Origin of the sequence: Aurantimonas endophytica (assembly GCF_014196845.1) — a bacterium.
GTDB classification, from domain to species: domain Bacteria; phylum Pseudomonadota; class Alphaproteobacteria; order Rhizobiales; family Rhizobiaceae; genus Aurantimonas; species Aurantimonas endophytica.
In genome coordinates, this window is sequence record NZ_JACIEM010000003.1 from 442,630 (window position 1) to 457,461 (window position 14,832).

General features: G+C 68.4%; 13 protein-coding genes. 7 read left to right on the forward strand and 6 right to left on the reverse strand.

All coding sequences use genetic code 11. The features are described 5' to 3' along the window. Positions 1 to 45 precede the first annotated feature (45 nt). The 6 genes from GGR03_RS13195 to GGR03_RS13220 form a co-directional block, all read right to left on the reverse strand. On the reverse strand, positions 46 to 1,569 hold the full coding sequence (locus tag GGR03_RS13195) for an AMP-binding protein (protein ID WP_183208736.1): 1,524 nt from the start codon (positions 1,567 to 1,569) through the stop codon (positions 46 to 48). After that, positions 1,562 to 2,071, reverse strand: coding sequence for a (2Fe-2S)-binding protein (locus GGR03_RS13200; protein WP_183208738.1), 510 nt, complete (start codon positions 2,069 to 2,071; stop codon positions 1,562 to 1,564). Before GGR03_RS13200 ends, GGR03_RS13195 begins: the two co-directional genes overlap by 8 nt. After that, complete coding sequence (locus GGR03_RS13205) at positions 2,059 to 2,889, reverse strand: FAD binding domain-containing protein (protein WP_183208740.1); 831 nt, start codon at positions 2,887 to 2,889, stop codon at positions 2,059 to 2,061. The genes GGR03_RS13200 and GGR03_RS13205 overlap by 13 nt, the downstream gene beginning before the upstream one ends. After that, positions 2,886 to 5,852, reverse strand: coding sequence for a xanthine dehydrogenase family protein molybdopterin-binding subunit (locus GGR03_RS13210; RefSeq protein ID WP_183208742.1), 2,967 nt, complete (start codon positions 5,850 to 5,852; stop codon positions 2,886 to 2,888). The genes GGR03_RS13205 and GGR03_RS13210 overlap by 4 nt, the downstream gene beginning before the upstream one ends. Positions 5,853 to 5,937: 85 nt before the next feature. Then, complete coding sequence (locus GGR03_RS13215) at positions 5,938 to 6,804, reverse strand: helix-turn-helix transcriptional regulator (protein ID WP_183208743.1); 867 nt, start codon at positions 6,802 to 6,804, stop codon at positions 5,938 to 5,940. 141 nt (positions 6,805 to 6,945) lie between these two features. Continuing rightward, entirely contained in the window at positions 6,946 to 7,707 is a 762-nt protein-coding gene (locus tag GGR03_RS13220) for an FCD domain-containing protein (RefSeq protein WP_183208745.1), read from the reverse strand. A 315-nt stretch (positions 7,708 to 8,022) separates the two neighbouring features. Between GGR03_RS13220 and GGR03_RS13225 the strand changes: the two genes are divergently transcribed. The 7 genes from GGR03_RS13225 to kce all read left to right on the forward strand — a co-directional run bounded on the left by GGR03_RS13225 (position 8,023) and on the right by kce (position 14,815). Further along, the gene (locus GGR03_RS13225; RefSeq protein ID WP_183208747.1) at positions 8,023 to 9,255 is read left to right on the forward strand and encodes a branched-chain amino acid ABC transporter substrate-binding protein; all 1,233 of its coding nucleotides are present in this window, start codon (positions 8,023 to 8,025) and stop codon (positions 9,253 to 9,255) included. Positions 9,256 to 9,330: 75 nt separating this feature from the next. Beyond that, complete coding sequence (locus GGR03_RS13230) at positions 9,331 to 10,272, forward strand: branched-chain amino acid ABC transporter permease (RefSeq protein WP_183208749.1); 942 nt, start codon at positions 9,331 to 9,333, stop codon at positions 10,270 to 10,272. 4 nt (positions 10,273 to 10,276) lie between these two features. Next, the gene (locus GGR03_RS13235; protein WP_425486718.1) at positions 10,277 to 11,560 is read left to right on the forward strand and encodes a branched-chain amino acid ABC transporter permease; all 1,284 of its coding nucleotides are present in this window, start codon (positions 10,277 to 10,279) and stop codon (positions 11,558 to 11,560) included. Beyond that, positions 11,557 to 12,321, forward strand: coding sequence for an ABC transporter ATP-binding protein (locus GGR03_RS13240; protein ID WP_183208753.1), 765 nt, complete (start codon positions 11,557 to 11,559; stop codon positions 12,319 to 12,321). Before GGR03_RS13235 ends, GGR03_RS13240 begins: the two co-directional genes overlap by 4 nt. Then, the gene (locus tag GGR03_RS13245; RefSeq protein WP_183208755.1) at positions 12,318 to 13,028 is read left to right on the forward strand and encodes an ABC transporter ATP-binding protein; all 711 of its coding nucleotides are present in this window, start codon (positions 12,318 to 12,320) and stop codon (positions 13,026 to 13,028) included. The genes GGR03_RS13240 and GGR03_RS13245 overlap by 4 nt, the downstream gene beginning before the upstream one ends. A 39-nt stretch (positions 13,029 to 13,067) precedes the next feature. Continuing rightward, positions 13,068 to 13,856 carry an SDR family oxidoreductase gene (locus tag GGR03_RS13250; protein ID WP_183208757.1) on the forward strand — a complete coding sequence of 263 codons (789 nt, stop codon included), beginning with the start codon at positions 13,068 to 13,070 and terminating at the stop codon, positions 13,854 to 13,856. 23 nt (positions 13,857 to 13,879) lie between these two features. Beyond that, positions 13,880 to 14,815, forward strand: coding sequence for a 3,5-dioxohexanoate:acetyl-CoA acetone transferase (gene kce / locus GGR03_RS13255; protein ID WP_183208759.1), 936 nt, complete (start codon positions 13,880 to 13,882; stop codon positions 14,813 to 14,815). The last annotated feature ends 17 nt before the right edge of the window (positions 14,816 to 14,832 follow it).

The following is a 14,832-nucleotide window of genomic DNA, read 5'->3' on the forward strand; positions in this document are numbered from 1 at the left end:
TCCTCGAATTCGGGATGCGTTGATGGCGGCGCCGGTTAGCCGGCTTCAGGTCTCGCTGTCGTATTCGCCCGCCACGAGCTTGCGGCGCAGCAGCTTGCCGACAGGGGATTTCGGGATCGCGTCGACGAAGACGTAGGACCGGGGCCGGCGGAAATTCGCCAGGCCAGAGGTGCGGCAATGGTCGTCGAGCTCTTCGGCGGTGATCGTTCCGGCACGCTTGACGAAGGCGGTGACCACCTTGCCCCAGCGCTCGTCCGGCAGGCCCACCACCGCGACTTCCAGCACCTTTTCGTGCAGCGACAGGCAGCTTTCGACTTCCACCGGGGAGACGTTCTCGCCGCCCGTGATGATCATGTCGTCCACGCGCCCGGTGACGAAGAGGTCCCCGTCGGCATCGAAGAAGCCGGTGTCGCCGGTGAAGTACCAGCCGTCGCGGAGGGCCTTTTCGTTCGCCTCCGGCCGCTTCCAGTAGCCCTCGAAGCTCTCGTCGCCGTTCAGGAGCGCGATGATCTCGCCCTCCTCCCCCGGCTTCGCGGCCGTCTCGGTGCTTCTGGCGCCGAGCGGGACGACGCGGATCATCTGGTTGATGCCGGCGCGGCCGGCGGAACCCGGCTTCAGCGGCGCCTTCTGGTCGATGGTGAAGGTGTAGACCTCCGACGAGCCGTAATGATTGACGAACAGTGCCGGCTGAAATGCCTCGTCGAGCTTCTTCATCAGCCCGTCGGTCATAGAGGCGCCGGCAAAGCCGAGCTTCGTCACGCTCCTCACCCGATCCTTGGAGAAGGATTCGTGGTGGACGATGTCGTGATAGAGCGTCGGGACGAGGTAGAGGTTCGTGACGCGCTCAGCCTCGATTGCGCTGAGCGCCCCGGCGACGTCGAAGCGCGGCAGGCAGACGAAGGTCCCGCCGATCAGCGAGGTCGCCAGCAGCGAGCGCACCCCCATCGTGTGGTAGAGCGGCATGACCCCGAGCGTGCGCTCGCTGTGGTGGTAGAGGTTCTGCGCGACATGGGCGACGGCGGCGGCCCGCTCGGCCCGGTGACGGCGCGGCACGCCCTTCGGCCGGGACGTGGTGCCGGAGGTGTAGAGCATCAGCGACCAGTCTTCGGCCGCCGCGCGCGGGCGAGCGTCCGCCGCACCCGCCTCCAGCATCGACGACAGCGATGCCGCGCCGTCGGTCGGCTCGCCCGCCATGATCCGAGGCAGCGCGGCCGCCTCCGGTGCGGCCATGACTTCCGGCGCCGCCACTGCTTCGTAGAAGATCGCGCGTGCCTCGCTGTCGGTCACCGCATAGGCGACTTCGTCCGCCTTGGCGCGCCAGTTGAGCGGCGTGATGACCAGGCCCGCCAGCTGGCAGGCCCAGTGGAGCGTGGCATTCTCCCAGCGGTTCTGCATCAGGGTCAGGATGCGGTCGCCGCGCTGCAGCCCCATCGCGTCGAGTCCGGCGACGAGGCTGGAGATCCGCGTGTACCATTCGCGATAGGTCAGGCGCGTCTCGCCGTCGACGATCGCCAGTGCGCGCGGGTCGCGCTCGACGCTGGCGAGCAGGCTGGTTCCCAGATCAAGCATGACTGCGGTTCTCCTTCAGGATCTTTCGTGCCGCGAGCGCCGCCTTCACGATGGGGGCGTAGCCGGTACACCGGCACAGATGCCCCGAGAGCTGGTCGCGGATGGCTTCCTCCCCGGCATCCGGTTCGCGCGCGAACAGGGCGTCCAGCGACATCAGGATGCCGGCCGTGCAGAAGCCGCATTGCAGCGCGAAATGCTCGCGGAAGGCCTCCTGAAGCACCGACAGCCGGCCGGGCGACGGGGCAAGCGCCTCCACGGTCCGGATGTCCGCGCCCTCGATCTGGCCGGCGAGCGTCAGACAGGCGCGAACCGGCTCGCCGTCGATCTGCACCGTGCAGGCGCCGCAGACGCCGTGCTCGCAGCCGACATGCGTCCCGGTGGCGCCGACGACGTGTCGCAGGACATCGGAGAGCAGCATGCGGCTCTCCGCCCGCGCGGTGACGTCGCGGCCGTTCAGCCGAAAGCTGACCGGATGATGGCTCGTGGCGGTCAGCCTCGGCATCGTATGGCCTCCTCGATCGTGGCGCGGCCGATCCGGCGTACCAGCTCGCGCCGGTAGCGGGCGGTGGCATGGAGGTCCTCCCGGGCGTTGAGGCTCCAGGCGAACTCGTTGATGGCGTCGTCGAACTCCGGAGATTCCGGATCAGGCAGGTCGACCAGTTGCGGAACGTCCGCGACGCCGCCGACCGCCAGGCGGCACGTGCCGTCCGGTCCCGCGACGGCGGCGCAGGCAACGATGGCGAAGTCGCCATGCCGCCGCGCCACCTCCTGAAAGGCGACGCCGGTGCCGGGCGCATGGACCGGCAGCGAGACGGCCTGGATCATCTCGCCCGGCTCGACGGCGGTCGCCATCATGCCGAGGAAGAAATCCCGCGCCGCGACGGCGCGTTTCTTCTTGCGGCTGCGGAGGCGAACCTCGCCGCCGAGCACCAGCAGCGACAGGGGCAGTTCCGCGCTGGGGTCGGCATGGGCCAGTGACCCGCAGACCGTGCCGCGACTGCGGGTCTGCGCATGGCCGATCCAGGGCAGCGCCGCCGCGACGAGCGGCAGCTTCTCGGAGAGTCCCGCCCAGCGCGCGAGCGTCGCCTGGCGGACACCGGCGCCGATCTCGATGCGGCCCTTGGTTTCCACGATACGGTCGAGGTCGGCGAGACCCATGATGTCGACCAGCACCTTCGGCCGGGCGAGCCGCATGTTGAGCATCGGCACGAGCGACTGGCCGCCGGCGATGACACGTGCCTCGTCGCCCGCTTCCGCCAGCGCCGACAGCGCCTCTTCCAGCGTCTCGGCTCTCACGAAGTCGAATGGGGCGGGCTTCACTTGCGCCTCCCGAGCAGTGAACGGAGGCGAGCAAAGAGACCGGCCTTGGCGCTGCCGCCGCCGGCATGCGCGGCGAGCGACCGGAAGAACTGGCCGATGACCACCCGCGCGGCGCCGTCGAGCAGACGCCCGCCGACGGAGGCGACCTTGCCGCCGATACCGGCCTCGTAGCTGTAGGCGACGACGGTGCGGCCTGGGCCCGCCTCGCTCAGCGTGATCCGGCCGCTGCCCTCGCCGAAGCCGAGCGCGCCCTCGGTGCGACCGGAGAGCGTCACCGCGTTGGGCGCGTCGAGGTCGGACAGCCGGATCTCGGCGCGGTACCGGCCCTTGACCGGCCCGACGCCGAGCGTGACGTCGGCACGAAAATGCGTGTCGGAGACCTTCTCGACCCCGTGCGCACCGGGAATGACCGCTTCGAGCGTCTTGGGGTCGAGCAGCATCGACCAGATCGTCTCGCGGCTCGCCGCCACTTCCGCACGGCCTTCGCCGGTGAGCCGGCGCTGCCCGCCGGCCGGAGCGGCGGCCGCTGGTTTTGCGGGCGCCTTCGACGGCGTCTCCTCGCCCTGCAGGCGATCGGCCAGGCGGGACGGGGTGAGCGGCAGGACGAGGTCCGCAAGGCCAGTCGCGTCGGCGACGGCGTTGGCGATGCACACCGGGGTGGACATGCAGTTGCCCTCGCCGACGCCCTTGGCGCCCAGCGGGGTGAAGGGTGACGGGCTCTCGTAGTGGAGGATCACCGGCTCCGGCACCTCCATGACGGTCGGGATCAGGTAATCGGCGAGCGTGCCGGACAGGAAACTGCCGTCCGGCGCGTAGGCATATTCCTCGTAGAGGGCTGCGCCGACGGCCTGGGCGAAGCCGCCCCTCACCTGCCCCTCGACCATCGCCGGATGCAGGATCCGGCCGCAATCATGCATGGTGACGTAGCGGTCGATCCGCGCCGCGCCGGTGTCGCGATCGATCTCGACGCCGCAGAAATCGAAGATGAAGCCGTGGCAGAGCGAGGAATTGACCGCGTCGGCATCGTCCGGGGCGGTCAGCTGCTCCGGCGTCCAGAAGACGGTCTCCCGGATCGTCTGGTCGACGCCGTCCGGCAGGGTCCCGGGGGCCCAATGGGCTGCTGCCGCAACACGGGCAAAGGAGACGAAATTGTCGGGGTTCGAGCGCGCCGACACCCGCCCCCAGGCGAACATCACCTCGTCCTGGGTGACATTCAGCTGGGCGGCGGCGACCGCCGTCAGCTTGTCGCGGATCCTGCGCGCGGCAATCTGCGTGGCGCCCGCAACGGCCGGGGCGAAGCGGCTGGCATAGTTGCCGGAAGCGATCGACCAGGCATCGCGCGCCGTATCGACATCGGCGAGCACCTGCACGGCCGTCACGTCGAGCCCGAGTTCGTCGGCGACGACCTGCGCCAGCACCGTGCGGTGTCCCTGCCCCTGCGGCACCGAGGCGACCTTGACCGTCACCGCACCCAGCGGGTCGATGGCGATGGTCGCGGTCGCCTGGGCGCCGTTCTTCGGCCCGGCCTTGCGCCGCTCCCCGGGGGTCAGCACGGCGGTGATGTAGCCCATGTTCGAGACGCTCGGCTCGACCACGCAGGCGAGCCCGATGCCGTAAAGGCGCCCCTCGGCGCGCATTTCCTCGCGCCGGCGCAACAGGTCGGCGAAACCGCCATCCTCGACGGCGCGGGCCAGCGCCGCCGGATAATCGCCCGAATCCAGCAGGGCCCCCGTCGCGGTCCGGTAGGGAAAGGCGCCCCTCGGCACCAGGTTGCGCCGGATGACGTCGAGCGGATCGAGGCCGAGTTCCAGCGCGATCCGCTGCATCAGCCGCTCGAGCGCGAAGTAGACCTGGGGTCCGCCGAAGCCGCGATTGAGACCGGTCGGCGTCTTGTTGGTCAGGACGATCCGATTGCGGATGGCGACGTTTTCGATCGCATAGGCGCCGGTCATGTTGCCATGCATGCGGTAGAGCGTGGCCGGCTCGGGGGCCCGCAGATGCGCGCCGCAATCCTCGAGCTGGTCCCAGCGCAGCGCGGTGATCTTGCCGTCGGCCTCGACCGCCGCCTCGATCCGGGTGGCGCGGTTGGTGGCCGAAACCGAGGCCGCCAGATGCTCCAGGCGGTCCTCGATCCATTTGACCGGACGGCCGGCGACCTTGGCGGCGACCGCCATCAGGATGATGTAGGGGAAGACGCCCTGCTTGATGCCGAAGCTGCCGCCGGAATCCGGCGGCGTGCGCAGCCGCATGCGGTTGCCGGGCACGCCGAGGGCACGCGCGATCACCGCATGGATCGAGAAAGGCCCCTGGAAATTCGCCGTGACGTCGTAGGCATCTTCGCCCGGATCGTATTCGGCGACGACGCCATAGGTCTCGATCGGCGTGCAGGAATTGCGGGGATAGGCGACGTCGATGCCGATGGTGCGGGCCGCCCCGGCGAAGGCCGCGTCGGGGTCGCCGTAGGAAAAGCGACGCTCGTTGATGAGATTGCCGCCGAGCGAGGGATGCAGGATCGGCGCATCCTCGGCGAGCGCGGCCATCGGATCGACGACAGCGGGGAGGATCTCGTAGGACACCGCGACGAGGTCGGCCGCATCCTCGGCGAGATAGCGATCCTCGGCGATGACGAGGGCGACCGGCTCGCCGACATAGCGGACGCGGTCCCTTGCGATCGGCCAGCATTCGACATCGGCTTTCACGCCGACCGTCATGCTGCGGGAATGGGCGGCAATCTCCGCACCCGTCAGGACGGCGACGACACCGCGCGCGGCGCGTGCCTTGTCGACCTCGATGGCGCTGATCGTCGCATGGGCATGCGGCGAGCGCACGATAGCCGCGTGCAGCGTACCGACACGCGTCGCCAGATCGTCGATATATCGACCGCGCCCGGTCAAAAGGGCCGCGTCCTCGACGCGCGGCACCGATCGTCCGACCCAGCGGTCAGCCGGCGGATTCACTGTCATGGTTCCTCCCCGGTACCGTTGCAGGCACCTGAAGGAAGCCTAGCGGGGCATGGAACCGCAGCGCGATACCGCGCAGTCCGGCTACTTACCGAGGAGTCTCAAAATTACGGCTGGTGAGCCCGGAGGCCGCGCGGAAGGCGGTGGGGGTCGATCCGGCGTGATCATGGAAGAACCGCGAGAAATGGGCGGGCGCCGAGAACCCGAGCCGCTCGGAAATGCAGTGGAAGGATTCCTTGCCGTCCACGATGGACAGGACCGCCTGTTCGAGGCGCACGACGTTGAGATAGACCCGCGGGCTGACGTTCAACGTCGTTTCGAACAGGCGGAAGAAGTGTGCGCGTGACAGCCCCGCGTCACGAGCCAGGCTGTCCATGTCGGTCACTTCACCGGGCGACAGCCGGATCAGGTCGACGGCCCGCCGGATACGCGGATCGACCCCGGACCCCAGGGCGCGAAGGCGCAGCGACGGCAGCATCTCCTGCCAGGGCGTGAAGCGCTCGATGACCGCGATCATCAGATCGGCCAGCAAGAGTTCGTGGGTGGCGGCATTGCCCGGCTCCTGCACCATCGCTTCCGCGAGTTCGCGTGTCAGCCGCGTGATCTTGGGCGTCGTGCCGCCGACGCTGTCGGCGAAGAAGTCGGGACCACCGCTGGCCCGCCAGTTGGGACGAAACGACTGGAGCCATGTCGGCTCGATGTAGAGGGCAAGGATGATCGTCGCCGGCTGTCCCGGATAGTGCGCGTAAGCGTGGGGCTCCCAGGCATTGATCAGGACGGCGCTGTCGTCACGCAGCGGTACGATCCGGTCCCGCACCGAGAACTGCGTATCCGCACCCTCGACCTTCAGGAGGACGTGACAGTGGGGATGGGCATGGCGCACGAGCGGCCGATCCATGTCGAGAAGGGCGACACGGCCGAACGGTCCCTTTGCGACCCTCAGGGCGTTGGACATCGCGATATCATACGGAGCGAAGGGCAGGATTCCAATCGCTGTCCTGCGAGCAGTGCTGCAGCGGGGCGGATGTGCCGGATGCCGTGGACCGGCCGTCCGGCGAGGCTCAAGGAAACAGACCGTGACCCGCTGGCTGCAGCCTCACTCCGGCGCAGTGACGGGGCGTGCGGCTTCGCTCGCAGCGCCACCTGCCTCGCCCGAGGCCAGCTTGAAGAAGCGCCTGATCGCCAGGTGGGCGGAACGGATGTCCAGATTGACCGCCCAGCGCGCCGCCGCCTGGTCGCGCCGCGCCACGGCGTCGATGGCGTCGTCGTGGATGCGGATCCCGGTGTTGAACAACCGGTCGAACAACACCTCGTCCTTTCGCGCCGAGGCGACGATCGGGCCGGTGCGCAGCCAGAGCGTGGAGATGATGTCCAGCAGCTGCGGATAGCCCGCCGCCCGGTAGAGTTCGAAATGGAACGCCTGGTTCCCGGCAAGGGCTGCTTCGAAGTCGCCCGCCTGCAGCGCCTCGCCGATGCTGTCATTGTGGCGCTTGAGGGCGTCGATCAGCGCCGGGTTCTTCGGCGCGCTGGCCGCGCGCTCGGCCGCGTAGCCTTCGAGCTGCATGCGGATTCGGATGTAGTTCTCGTGGTCCGACGCCAGATACGGAAACACCCGCAGGCTGCGCGGCCCCGACTGCTCGAAGGCGCGCTCGGCGATCAGCCGCGCCACCGCGTCGCGCACCGGCATCGGGCTCGTCCCGAGCACCTCGGCAAGGCCGCGGATCGAGACCTGTTCGCCGGGGAGGAACTCGCCCTTGAGCAATCCCAGCCGAAGGCTCTGGTAGACGCGCTCCTGTATTGTCGTGACGTCGACCGGTTCGAGCGTGCGCTTTTTCCGCGGCGTATCGAAGATATTCACGTGCTCGGGGCCTCGCTGGGCTGCGTCGAAGGAAGATCGGGCACTCTGGGCGGTACGGCGCCGCCGGACCGCCAATCCCGCTGAACGGGAATGACCCACATCGCGGCAGTGTACGTTCTAGACATTGGGCAGGCAAAGGCCAGAGCCGGCCGGGATCATACCGCAGCAGGTGTGATCACACATCTAATATCTTTACGAGCTGAGGCGGATATGTTTAGCTCCCCTGCAGTGCCCGAGGAGGGCGTCGTTCGACCTGGATGGGCAGGATTCGAGCGGTGCCGGCACCCGACAGTCAACTCTGGGAGGAGTACCACCTTGAAGAACCTTGCTCTATTCGCGGCCACGTCCGCAGCGACCCTCTTCGCGACGGCGCTGCATGCCGAGCCCCTGAAGATCGGCATCATCGAGAGCCTGTCCGGCGCCCAGACCTCCACGGGGCGGCTTTACGCCAATGCCGTGAAGTACCAGGTCGACCGGATCAACGAGGCCGGCGGCTTCAACGGCGAGCCGATCACCGTCACCGAATACGACAACGCCGGCGGCGCCCCCGACGCCGCCAACAAGTTCCGCCAGGCGGTAGCCGACGGCGTCGACATCATCTTCCAGGGCGCTTCGTCGGCGATCGCCGGCCAGCTCACCGAGGACGTGCGCAAGCACAATCTGCGCAATCCCGGCGAGGAGGTGATGTTCATCAATCTCGGCGGCGAGGCGATGGAACTGACCGGCGACAAGTGCCAGTTCTACCATTTCCGCTTCACCACCACCGCGCCGATGCGGGTCAACGCGCTGGTCAGTGCGATGAAGGAGGCGGGCGACCTCGGCACCAAGGTCTACTCGATCAACCAGAACTATTCCTGGGGCCAGGACATGCAGGCGGCGACCGCCGCGGCGGCCGAGACCGGCGGCTACGAGGTCGTCGACGAGGTCCTGCACGACGTCAACAAGATCCAGGATTTCGCGCCCTTCGTCGCGCGCATCAAGGCAGCCGACCCCGACACGCTGTTCACCGGCAATTGGTCGAACGACCTGCTGCTCCTGATGAAGGCCGCCGGCGACGCCGGCCTCGACGTGACCTTCGCGACGGCGTTCATGGACCAGCCCGGTAACATCGCCAATGCCGGCAACACGGCGCTCGGTCACTACATCGCCAACAATTACGACAATGCCGCCGGCAGCGAGGAATTCGCCGAGGCCTACAAGGCCGCGACCGGCCACTACCCGGTCTTCGTCGAGGCCCATACGGTCTTCGCCGTGGCCGCGCTGCAGCAGGCGCTCGGCACGCTCGACTTCGGCGGCGGCGACATCGACGTCACGGACATCGCGCTCGCCCTGGAAGACACGACCTACGAAACCCCTGTCGGGCCGGTCTCGGTCCGCAAGGAGGATCACCAGACGATCCGTCCGGTGGTTGTGTCGAAGGTCGTCGAGAATGCGAAATATCCGGCCGACGGCACGAGCATGGGCTTTGAGACGGTGAAGATCGTCCCGGCCGAGGAAGCGATCTATCCGGTGCAGGACAGCTGCGAGATGGAACGTCCGGAAGGCTGACCGCCACCGTCCCCGGGTCCGGCCGGCGCCTGTCGCCAGCCGGGCCATCCCTGCCGTTCCTGTGCCGGAAGCCCCATGGAATTCGCGATCATCTCCGCGCTCAACGGCGTGACCTACGGACTCCTGCTGTTCATGGTGTCCGCCGGCCTCACGCTGATCTTCGGCATGATGGGCGTGCTCAACTTCGCCCACGCCTCCTTCTACATGCTGGGCGCCTACGTGGCCTATGCCGTCTCGTCGGTCTTCGGCTTCTGGGTCGGCCTCCTCGTCGCGCCGATCTTCGTCGGTATCGTCGGCATGGGCGTCGAGCGGTTCCTGCTGCCGCGGGTCCATGCCCACGGCCACGCGCACGAGCTGCTGCTGACCTTCGGCCTGGCGCTGATCATCGAGGAGCTGATCAAGCTGTTCTTCGGCGACTTCCCCGTGAATTACCAGATGCCGGATGAGCTGCGCTTTTCCGCCTTCAGCATCTTCGGCTCCGACTACCCGTTCTACCGGCTGTTCATCGGCGGCATCGCGGTGGTGATGTTCACCGTGCTGTGGCTGCTGCTGACGCGGACCCGCACCGGCATCGTCGTGCGCGCCGCCGAGCGGCTGCCTGCCATGGCCGAGGCGCTCGGGCACAACATCCCGATGGTCTTCATGTTCGTCTTCGGCACCGGCGCAGCGTTGGCCGGGCTCGCCGGCGCGGTGGCGGGCGCCTTCTATCCGACCAATCCCAACATGGGCCTCGAACTCGGCGTGATCGTCTTCGTGGTGGTGGTCGTCGGCGGGCTCGGCTCGCTCAAGGGCTCGCTCGCGGCCTCGCTGCTGATCGGCCTGTTCTCCTCCTTTGCGGTGGGCCTCGACTGGTCGCTGGCCAGCCTCTTCGGCCTCGTCGGGCTCGGCGACTGGGCCCGGTCGCTCGGCGGGCTGATGACGCTGGAGCTGTCCTCGGTCAGCGCCACCATCCCCTTCGCGCTGATGCTGATCGTCCTGCTGGTCCGCCCGGCAGGCCTCATGGGCGAGCGCAACTGACATGATCCCGATGCGAAACCTCCTCGTCCTTGCCGCCATTTTGGCGCTGCTGGTCGCCGTCCCGCCCTTCCTCGACATCAGCTGGCAGAACGCGCTGGTGAACGTCCTGATCGCCAGCCTCTTCGCGCTCGCCTTCAACCTTTTGATCGGCCAGGCGGGGCTCTTGTCCTTCGGCCATGCCGCCTATTTCGGCGTCGGCGCCTTCGCGGCCCTGCACCTGATGATCGCCGTCGAGGACGGGCTGCCCTTCCCGACGCCGCTCCTGCCGCTCGCCGGCGCCGCCGCCGGGCTCCTCGTCGGGCTGGTCGCCGGCTATTTCGCGACGATGCGCTCGGGGGTCTATTTCGCCCTCGTCACACTGGCGATCGCCGAGCTCTTCCATTCGCTGGCGCCGCGCCTGCAGGATCTGTTCGGCGGCGAATCCGGTATCGCCTCGATGCGCATGCCCTGGCAGGGCCTGACCTTCGGCTCGATGCTCGAGGTCTACTACCTGACCTTGTTCTGGGTGGTGGCCTGCGGGCTGGGGCTGTGGGCCTACACCCGGACGCCGTTCGGCCGGCTGACGCTGGCGCTGCGCGACAACGAGCAGCGCGTCCGCTTCCTCGGCTACAACGCCCATGCCTCGAAGGTGGTCATCTTCGCCGTCTCGGCGATGGTCACCGGCGTCGCCGGGTCGCTCCAGGCGATCTCGAACGAGACCGCGAACTACTCGCTGTTCGCCACCGACGTCTCGGCGCAGGTGGTGCTGCAGACCTTCGTCGGCGGCTCCACCGTGTTCTTCGGCCCGGTCATCGGCGCGACGGCCTTCACGCTGTTCTCCTTCCTGGTCTCTGACCTCACCCGCTCCTGGGTCTTCTACCAGGGCCTGATCTTCGTCCTGGTGATGCTCTACATGCCGACAGGCATCGGCGGCGTGGCGTACCACCACATCCGCAACCGCAGGCGGCTCGACTGGTCGCTTCTGGCCGGCCCCTATCTCCTGGCGCTCGTGGGCGGGCTGCTGATCACCGCCGGCATCGTCTTCCTGACCGAGACCGTGGCCGTACTCTTCGGCGAGGATTACGCCCGCAGCCGCGAGGCCGCCGAGGGTGGGCTGCCGGCCTTCGAACTCTTCGGCAGCAGCTGGGACCCGGCCGGCATCGTGACGTGGCTCATCCCGCTCCTCCTACTCCTGGTGGGCGGCGCGATCCTGGTGCGTGCCCGCCGCCGGATCGATGCGATCTGGAGCCGACCGGACCGGCGCAAAGCCGGGGCGGGCGAGCCCGCCCTGCTGGGAGGTGTGGAATGAGCGCGACGACAGACCGGCCGGCGCTGCGCCTGGCGGGCGTGAGCAAGTCGTTCGGCCCGATCGAGGTCCTCAAGAGCCTCGACCTCGACATCAGGCCAGGCGAGCGCCACGCGGTGATCGGCCCGAACGGCGCCGGCAAGTCCACCCTGTTCAACCTGATCTCGGGCCTGTTCCCGCCGTCCTCCGGCGAGATATACCTCAACGGGCGGAGCATCGCGGGCCTGTCGCCGCACCGGATCAACCGGGCCGGCCTCGCCCGGTCCTTCCAGATCACCAACATCTTCCACCGGCTCAGCGTCTTCGAGAATCTGCGCATCGGCGTGCTCGCGCGTCACGGCGTCCGTTTCGGCCTGTTCCGCTCCGTCGCGGCGATGCGGCGGGTGAACGAGGAGACGGCGGAGGTGCTGGGCCGGGTCGGCCTTGCGGCACGGGGCGACGACCTCGCCGGGGATCTCAGCTACTCCGAACAGCGCGCACTGGAGATCGGCATGACGCTGACCACCGGCGCCGAGGTGATCCTGCTCGACGAGCCCACCGCCGGCATGTCGCGGGAGGAAACCGCGCAGGCGGTCGAGCTCATCCGCTCGGTCACCGTAGGCAAGACGCTGCTGATGGTCGAGCACGACATGAGCGTCGTCTTCAGCCTCTGCGACCGGGTCTCGGTCTTGGTCTACGGCAACATTCTGGCGACCGACATTCCCACGCGCATCAGCGCCAACCGCGCGGTCCAGGAAGCCTATCTCGGCGTGGAGGCGGCATGAGCCTGCTCGAGGTGAAGGGCCTGCACGCCCACTACGGCAAGAGCCACATCCTGCACGGCATCGACATGGAGGTGCCGGAAGCCGCCATCGTCTCGCTGCTCGGCCGCAACGGCTCGGGCCGGTCGACCCTGCTGAAGGCGATGATGGGGCTGGTGCCGCCCACCGCCGGCACGGTGACACTGGACGGGCGGCCGCTCGCCGGCAAGCGCCCCTACGACATCTGCCGGCAGGGCATTGGCTACGTACCGGAGGAACGGCTGGTCTTCCCCAACCTGACGGTCGAGGAAAACCTCGCGATGGGCGGCCAGAAGGGTGCGCCGGGCGCGCATCGCTGGTCGGTCGCGGAGATGTACGACTACTTCCCCCGGCTGAAGGAGCGGCGGGCGATCCGCGCCGGCTATCTCTCCGGCGGCGAGCAGCAGATGCTGACGATCTGCCGCTCGCTGCTCGGCAATCCCCGCGTGCTGCTGATCGACGAGCCGACCGAAGGCCTGGCGCCGAAGATCGTCGAGGTGGTGATGGCGGTGATCCTCGACATCGGCCGTCGCGGCGTCGCGGTGGTGCTGGTCGAGCAGAAGCTGACCATCGCCCTCAAGGTCGCCCAGAAGGTCATGGTCATGGGTCATGGCGAGCTGGTCTTCCACGGCACCCCCGCCGAACTCGAGGCGGCGCCGGACGTGCGCCGCAACTGGCTCGAAGTGGCCTGACATGGCCGCCCCTTTCCGACCCCTGCGACGAGACGAAGCATGAGCATGATCGAACGGATGCGGCCGCGGCCCGGCCTGCGGGTGCTGGTCACCGCCGGTGCCTCGGGAATCGGCGCCGCCATCACCCGGGCGTTTCTCGAGGCCGGCGCCAGCGTGCTGATCTGCGACATCGACGCGGATGCGCTCGCAGCCTTCGCAGGCGAGCACCCCGCGGTGACGACGCTGCGCGCCGACGTCTCCAGCGAGGCCGAGGTGGACGCGCTGCTGGATGCCGCCGCCGAACGGCTCGGCGGTCTCGACGTGCTGGTGAACAATGCCGGCATCGCCGGGCCCACCGGCGCCATCGACGAGATCCCGCTGGAGGAGATCCGCCGCACGCTCGACGTCGACCTGATGGGCCAGTTCCTGGTGCTGCGCCGGGCCGCCCCGCTGCTGCGCCAAAGCGAGGCCGGCGCGATCATCAACATCTCCTCGGTCGCCGGGCGGCTCGGCTATGGGCTCCGCACGCCCTATTCGGCGGCGAAATGGGGGATCGTCGGCCTGACGGCGAGCCTTGCCAAGGAAATGGGCCCGGACGGCATCCGCGTGAACGCGATCCTGCCGGGCGTCGTCCGCGGCGCCCGCATCGAGGGCGTCATCCGCGACCGCGCCGAGGCCTCGGGCGTCAGCTACGCGGCGATGGAGGCGCAGTATCTCGCCAACATCTCTCTGCGCCGCATGGTCGAACCCGAGGACGTCGCCGGCATGGCGCTGTTCCTCTGCTCGCCCGCCGGGGCCAACATCTCCGGCCAGGCGATCAGCGTCTGCGGCAACCTCGAAACCATCTGATCCTCCGAAGAGCGACAAGACCCATGGCAAAGCCGTCCCGCAAGGTCATCATCACCTGCGCCATCACCGGCGGCATCCACACGCCCAGCATGTCGCCGCATCTGCCGGTGACCCCCGACCAGATCGCCGAGCACGCGATCGGCGCGGCCGAGGCGGGCGCCGCGATCCTGCATCTGCACGCCCGCAACCCGGAGGACGGTCGGCCGACGCAGGACCCCGAGGCCTTCGCCCGCTTCCTGCCGCGCATCAAGCAGAGCACCGACGCGGTGCTCAACCTCACCACCGGCGGCAGCCCCGTCATGCAGGTCGAGGAGCGCCTGCAACCGGCGCTGAAATTCGCGCCCGAAGTCGCGTCGCTGAACATGGGGTCGATGAATTTCGGCCTGTTCCCGATGCTCGGCCGCTACGAGAAGTTCCAGCACGCCTGGGAGCCGGAATATCTGGAGAAGACCCGCGACGTGGTCTTCCGCAACACCTTCAAGGACATCGAGTACATCCTCCAATCCTGCTCGGACAACGGCACCCGCTTCGAGTTCGAGTGCTACGACACCAGCCATCTCTACAATCTCGCGCATTTCCTCGACCGCGGACTGGTCACCGGGCCGCTCTTCGTGCAGTCGGTGTTCGGCATCCTCGGCGGCATCGGCACGCATGCCGAGGACGTCGCGCATATGCGCCGCACCGCCGATCGCCTGTTCGGCACGGACTATGTCTGGTCGGTGCTGGGGGCCGGCCGCCACCAGATGCCGGTCACCACGCTCGCCGCGGCGATGGGCGGCAATGTCCGGGTCGGGCTCGAGGACTCGCTCTGGGACGGTCCCGGGCGGCTCGCCGAGACGAACGCCGCGCAGGTCCGCCGCGTCAGGCAGGTGCTCGAAGGGCTGGGTCTCGAGGTCGCGACGCCGACGGAGGCCCGCGCCATGCTGGCGCTGAAGGGCGGCGACCAGGTGAACTTCTGAGCCGCACGACACGGGAA

What these genes read in the sequence shown, in the direction of transcription:
- GGR03_RS13210 (WP_183208742.1), bottom strand. Translation starts at nt 5,852, where the DNA reads ATGACAGTGAATCCGCCGGCTGACCGCTGGGTCGGACGATCGGTGCCG.
- GGR03_RS13245 (WP_183208755.1), top strand. Translation starts at nt 12,318, where the DNA reads ATGAGCCTGCTCGAGGTGAAGGGCCTGCACGCCCACTACGGCAAGAGC.
- GGR03_RS13250 (WP_183208757.1), top strand. Translation starts at nt 13,068, where the DNA reads ATGAGCATGATCGAACGGATGCGGCCGCGGCCCGGCCTGCGGGTGCTG.
- GGR03_RS13230 (WP_183208749.1), top strand. Translation starts at nt 9,331, where the DNA reads ATGGAATTCGCGATCATCTCCGCGCTCAACGGCGTGACCTACGGACTC.
- GGR03_RS13215 (WP_183208743.1), bottom strand. Translation starts at nt 6,804, where the DNA reads ATGTCCAACGCCCTGAGGGTCGCAAAGGGACCGTTCGGCCGTGTCGCC.
- GGR03_RS13240 (WP_183208753.1), top strand. Translation starts at nt 11,557, where the DNA reads ATGAGCGCGACGACAGACCGGCCGGCGCTGCGCCTGGCGGGCGTGAGC.
- kce (WP_183208759.1), top strand. Translation starts at nt 13,880, where the DNA reads ATGGCAAAGCCGTCCCGCAAGGTCATCATCACCTGCGCCATCACCGGC.
- GGR03_RS13200 (WP_183208738.1), bottom strand. Translation starts at nt 2,071, where the DNA reads ATGCCGAGGCTGACCGCCACGAGCCATCATCCGGTCAGCTTTCGGCTG.
- GGR03_RS13195 (WP_183208736.1), bottom strand. Translation starts at nt 1,569, where the DNA reads ATGCTTGATCTGGGAACCAGCCTGCTCGCCAGCGTCGAGCGCGACCCG.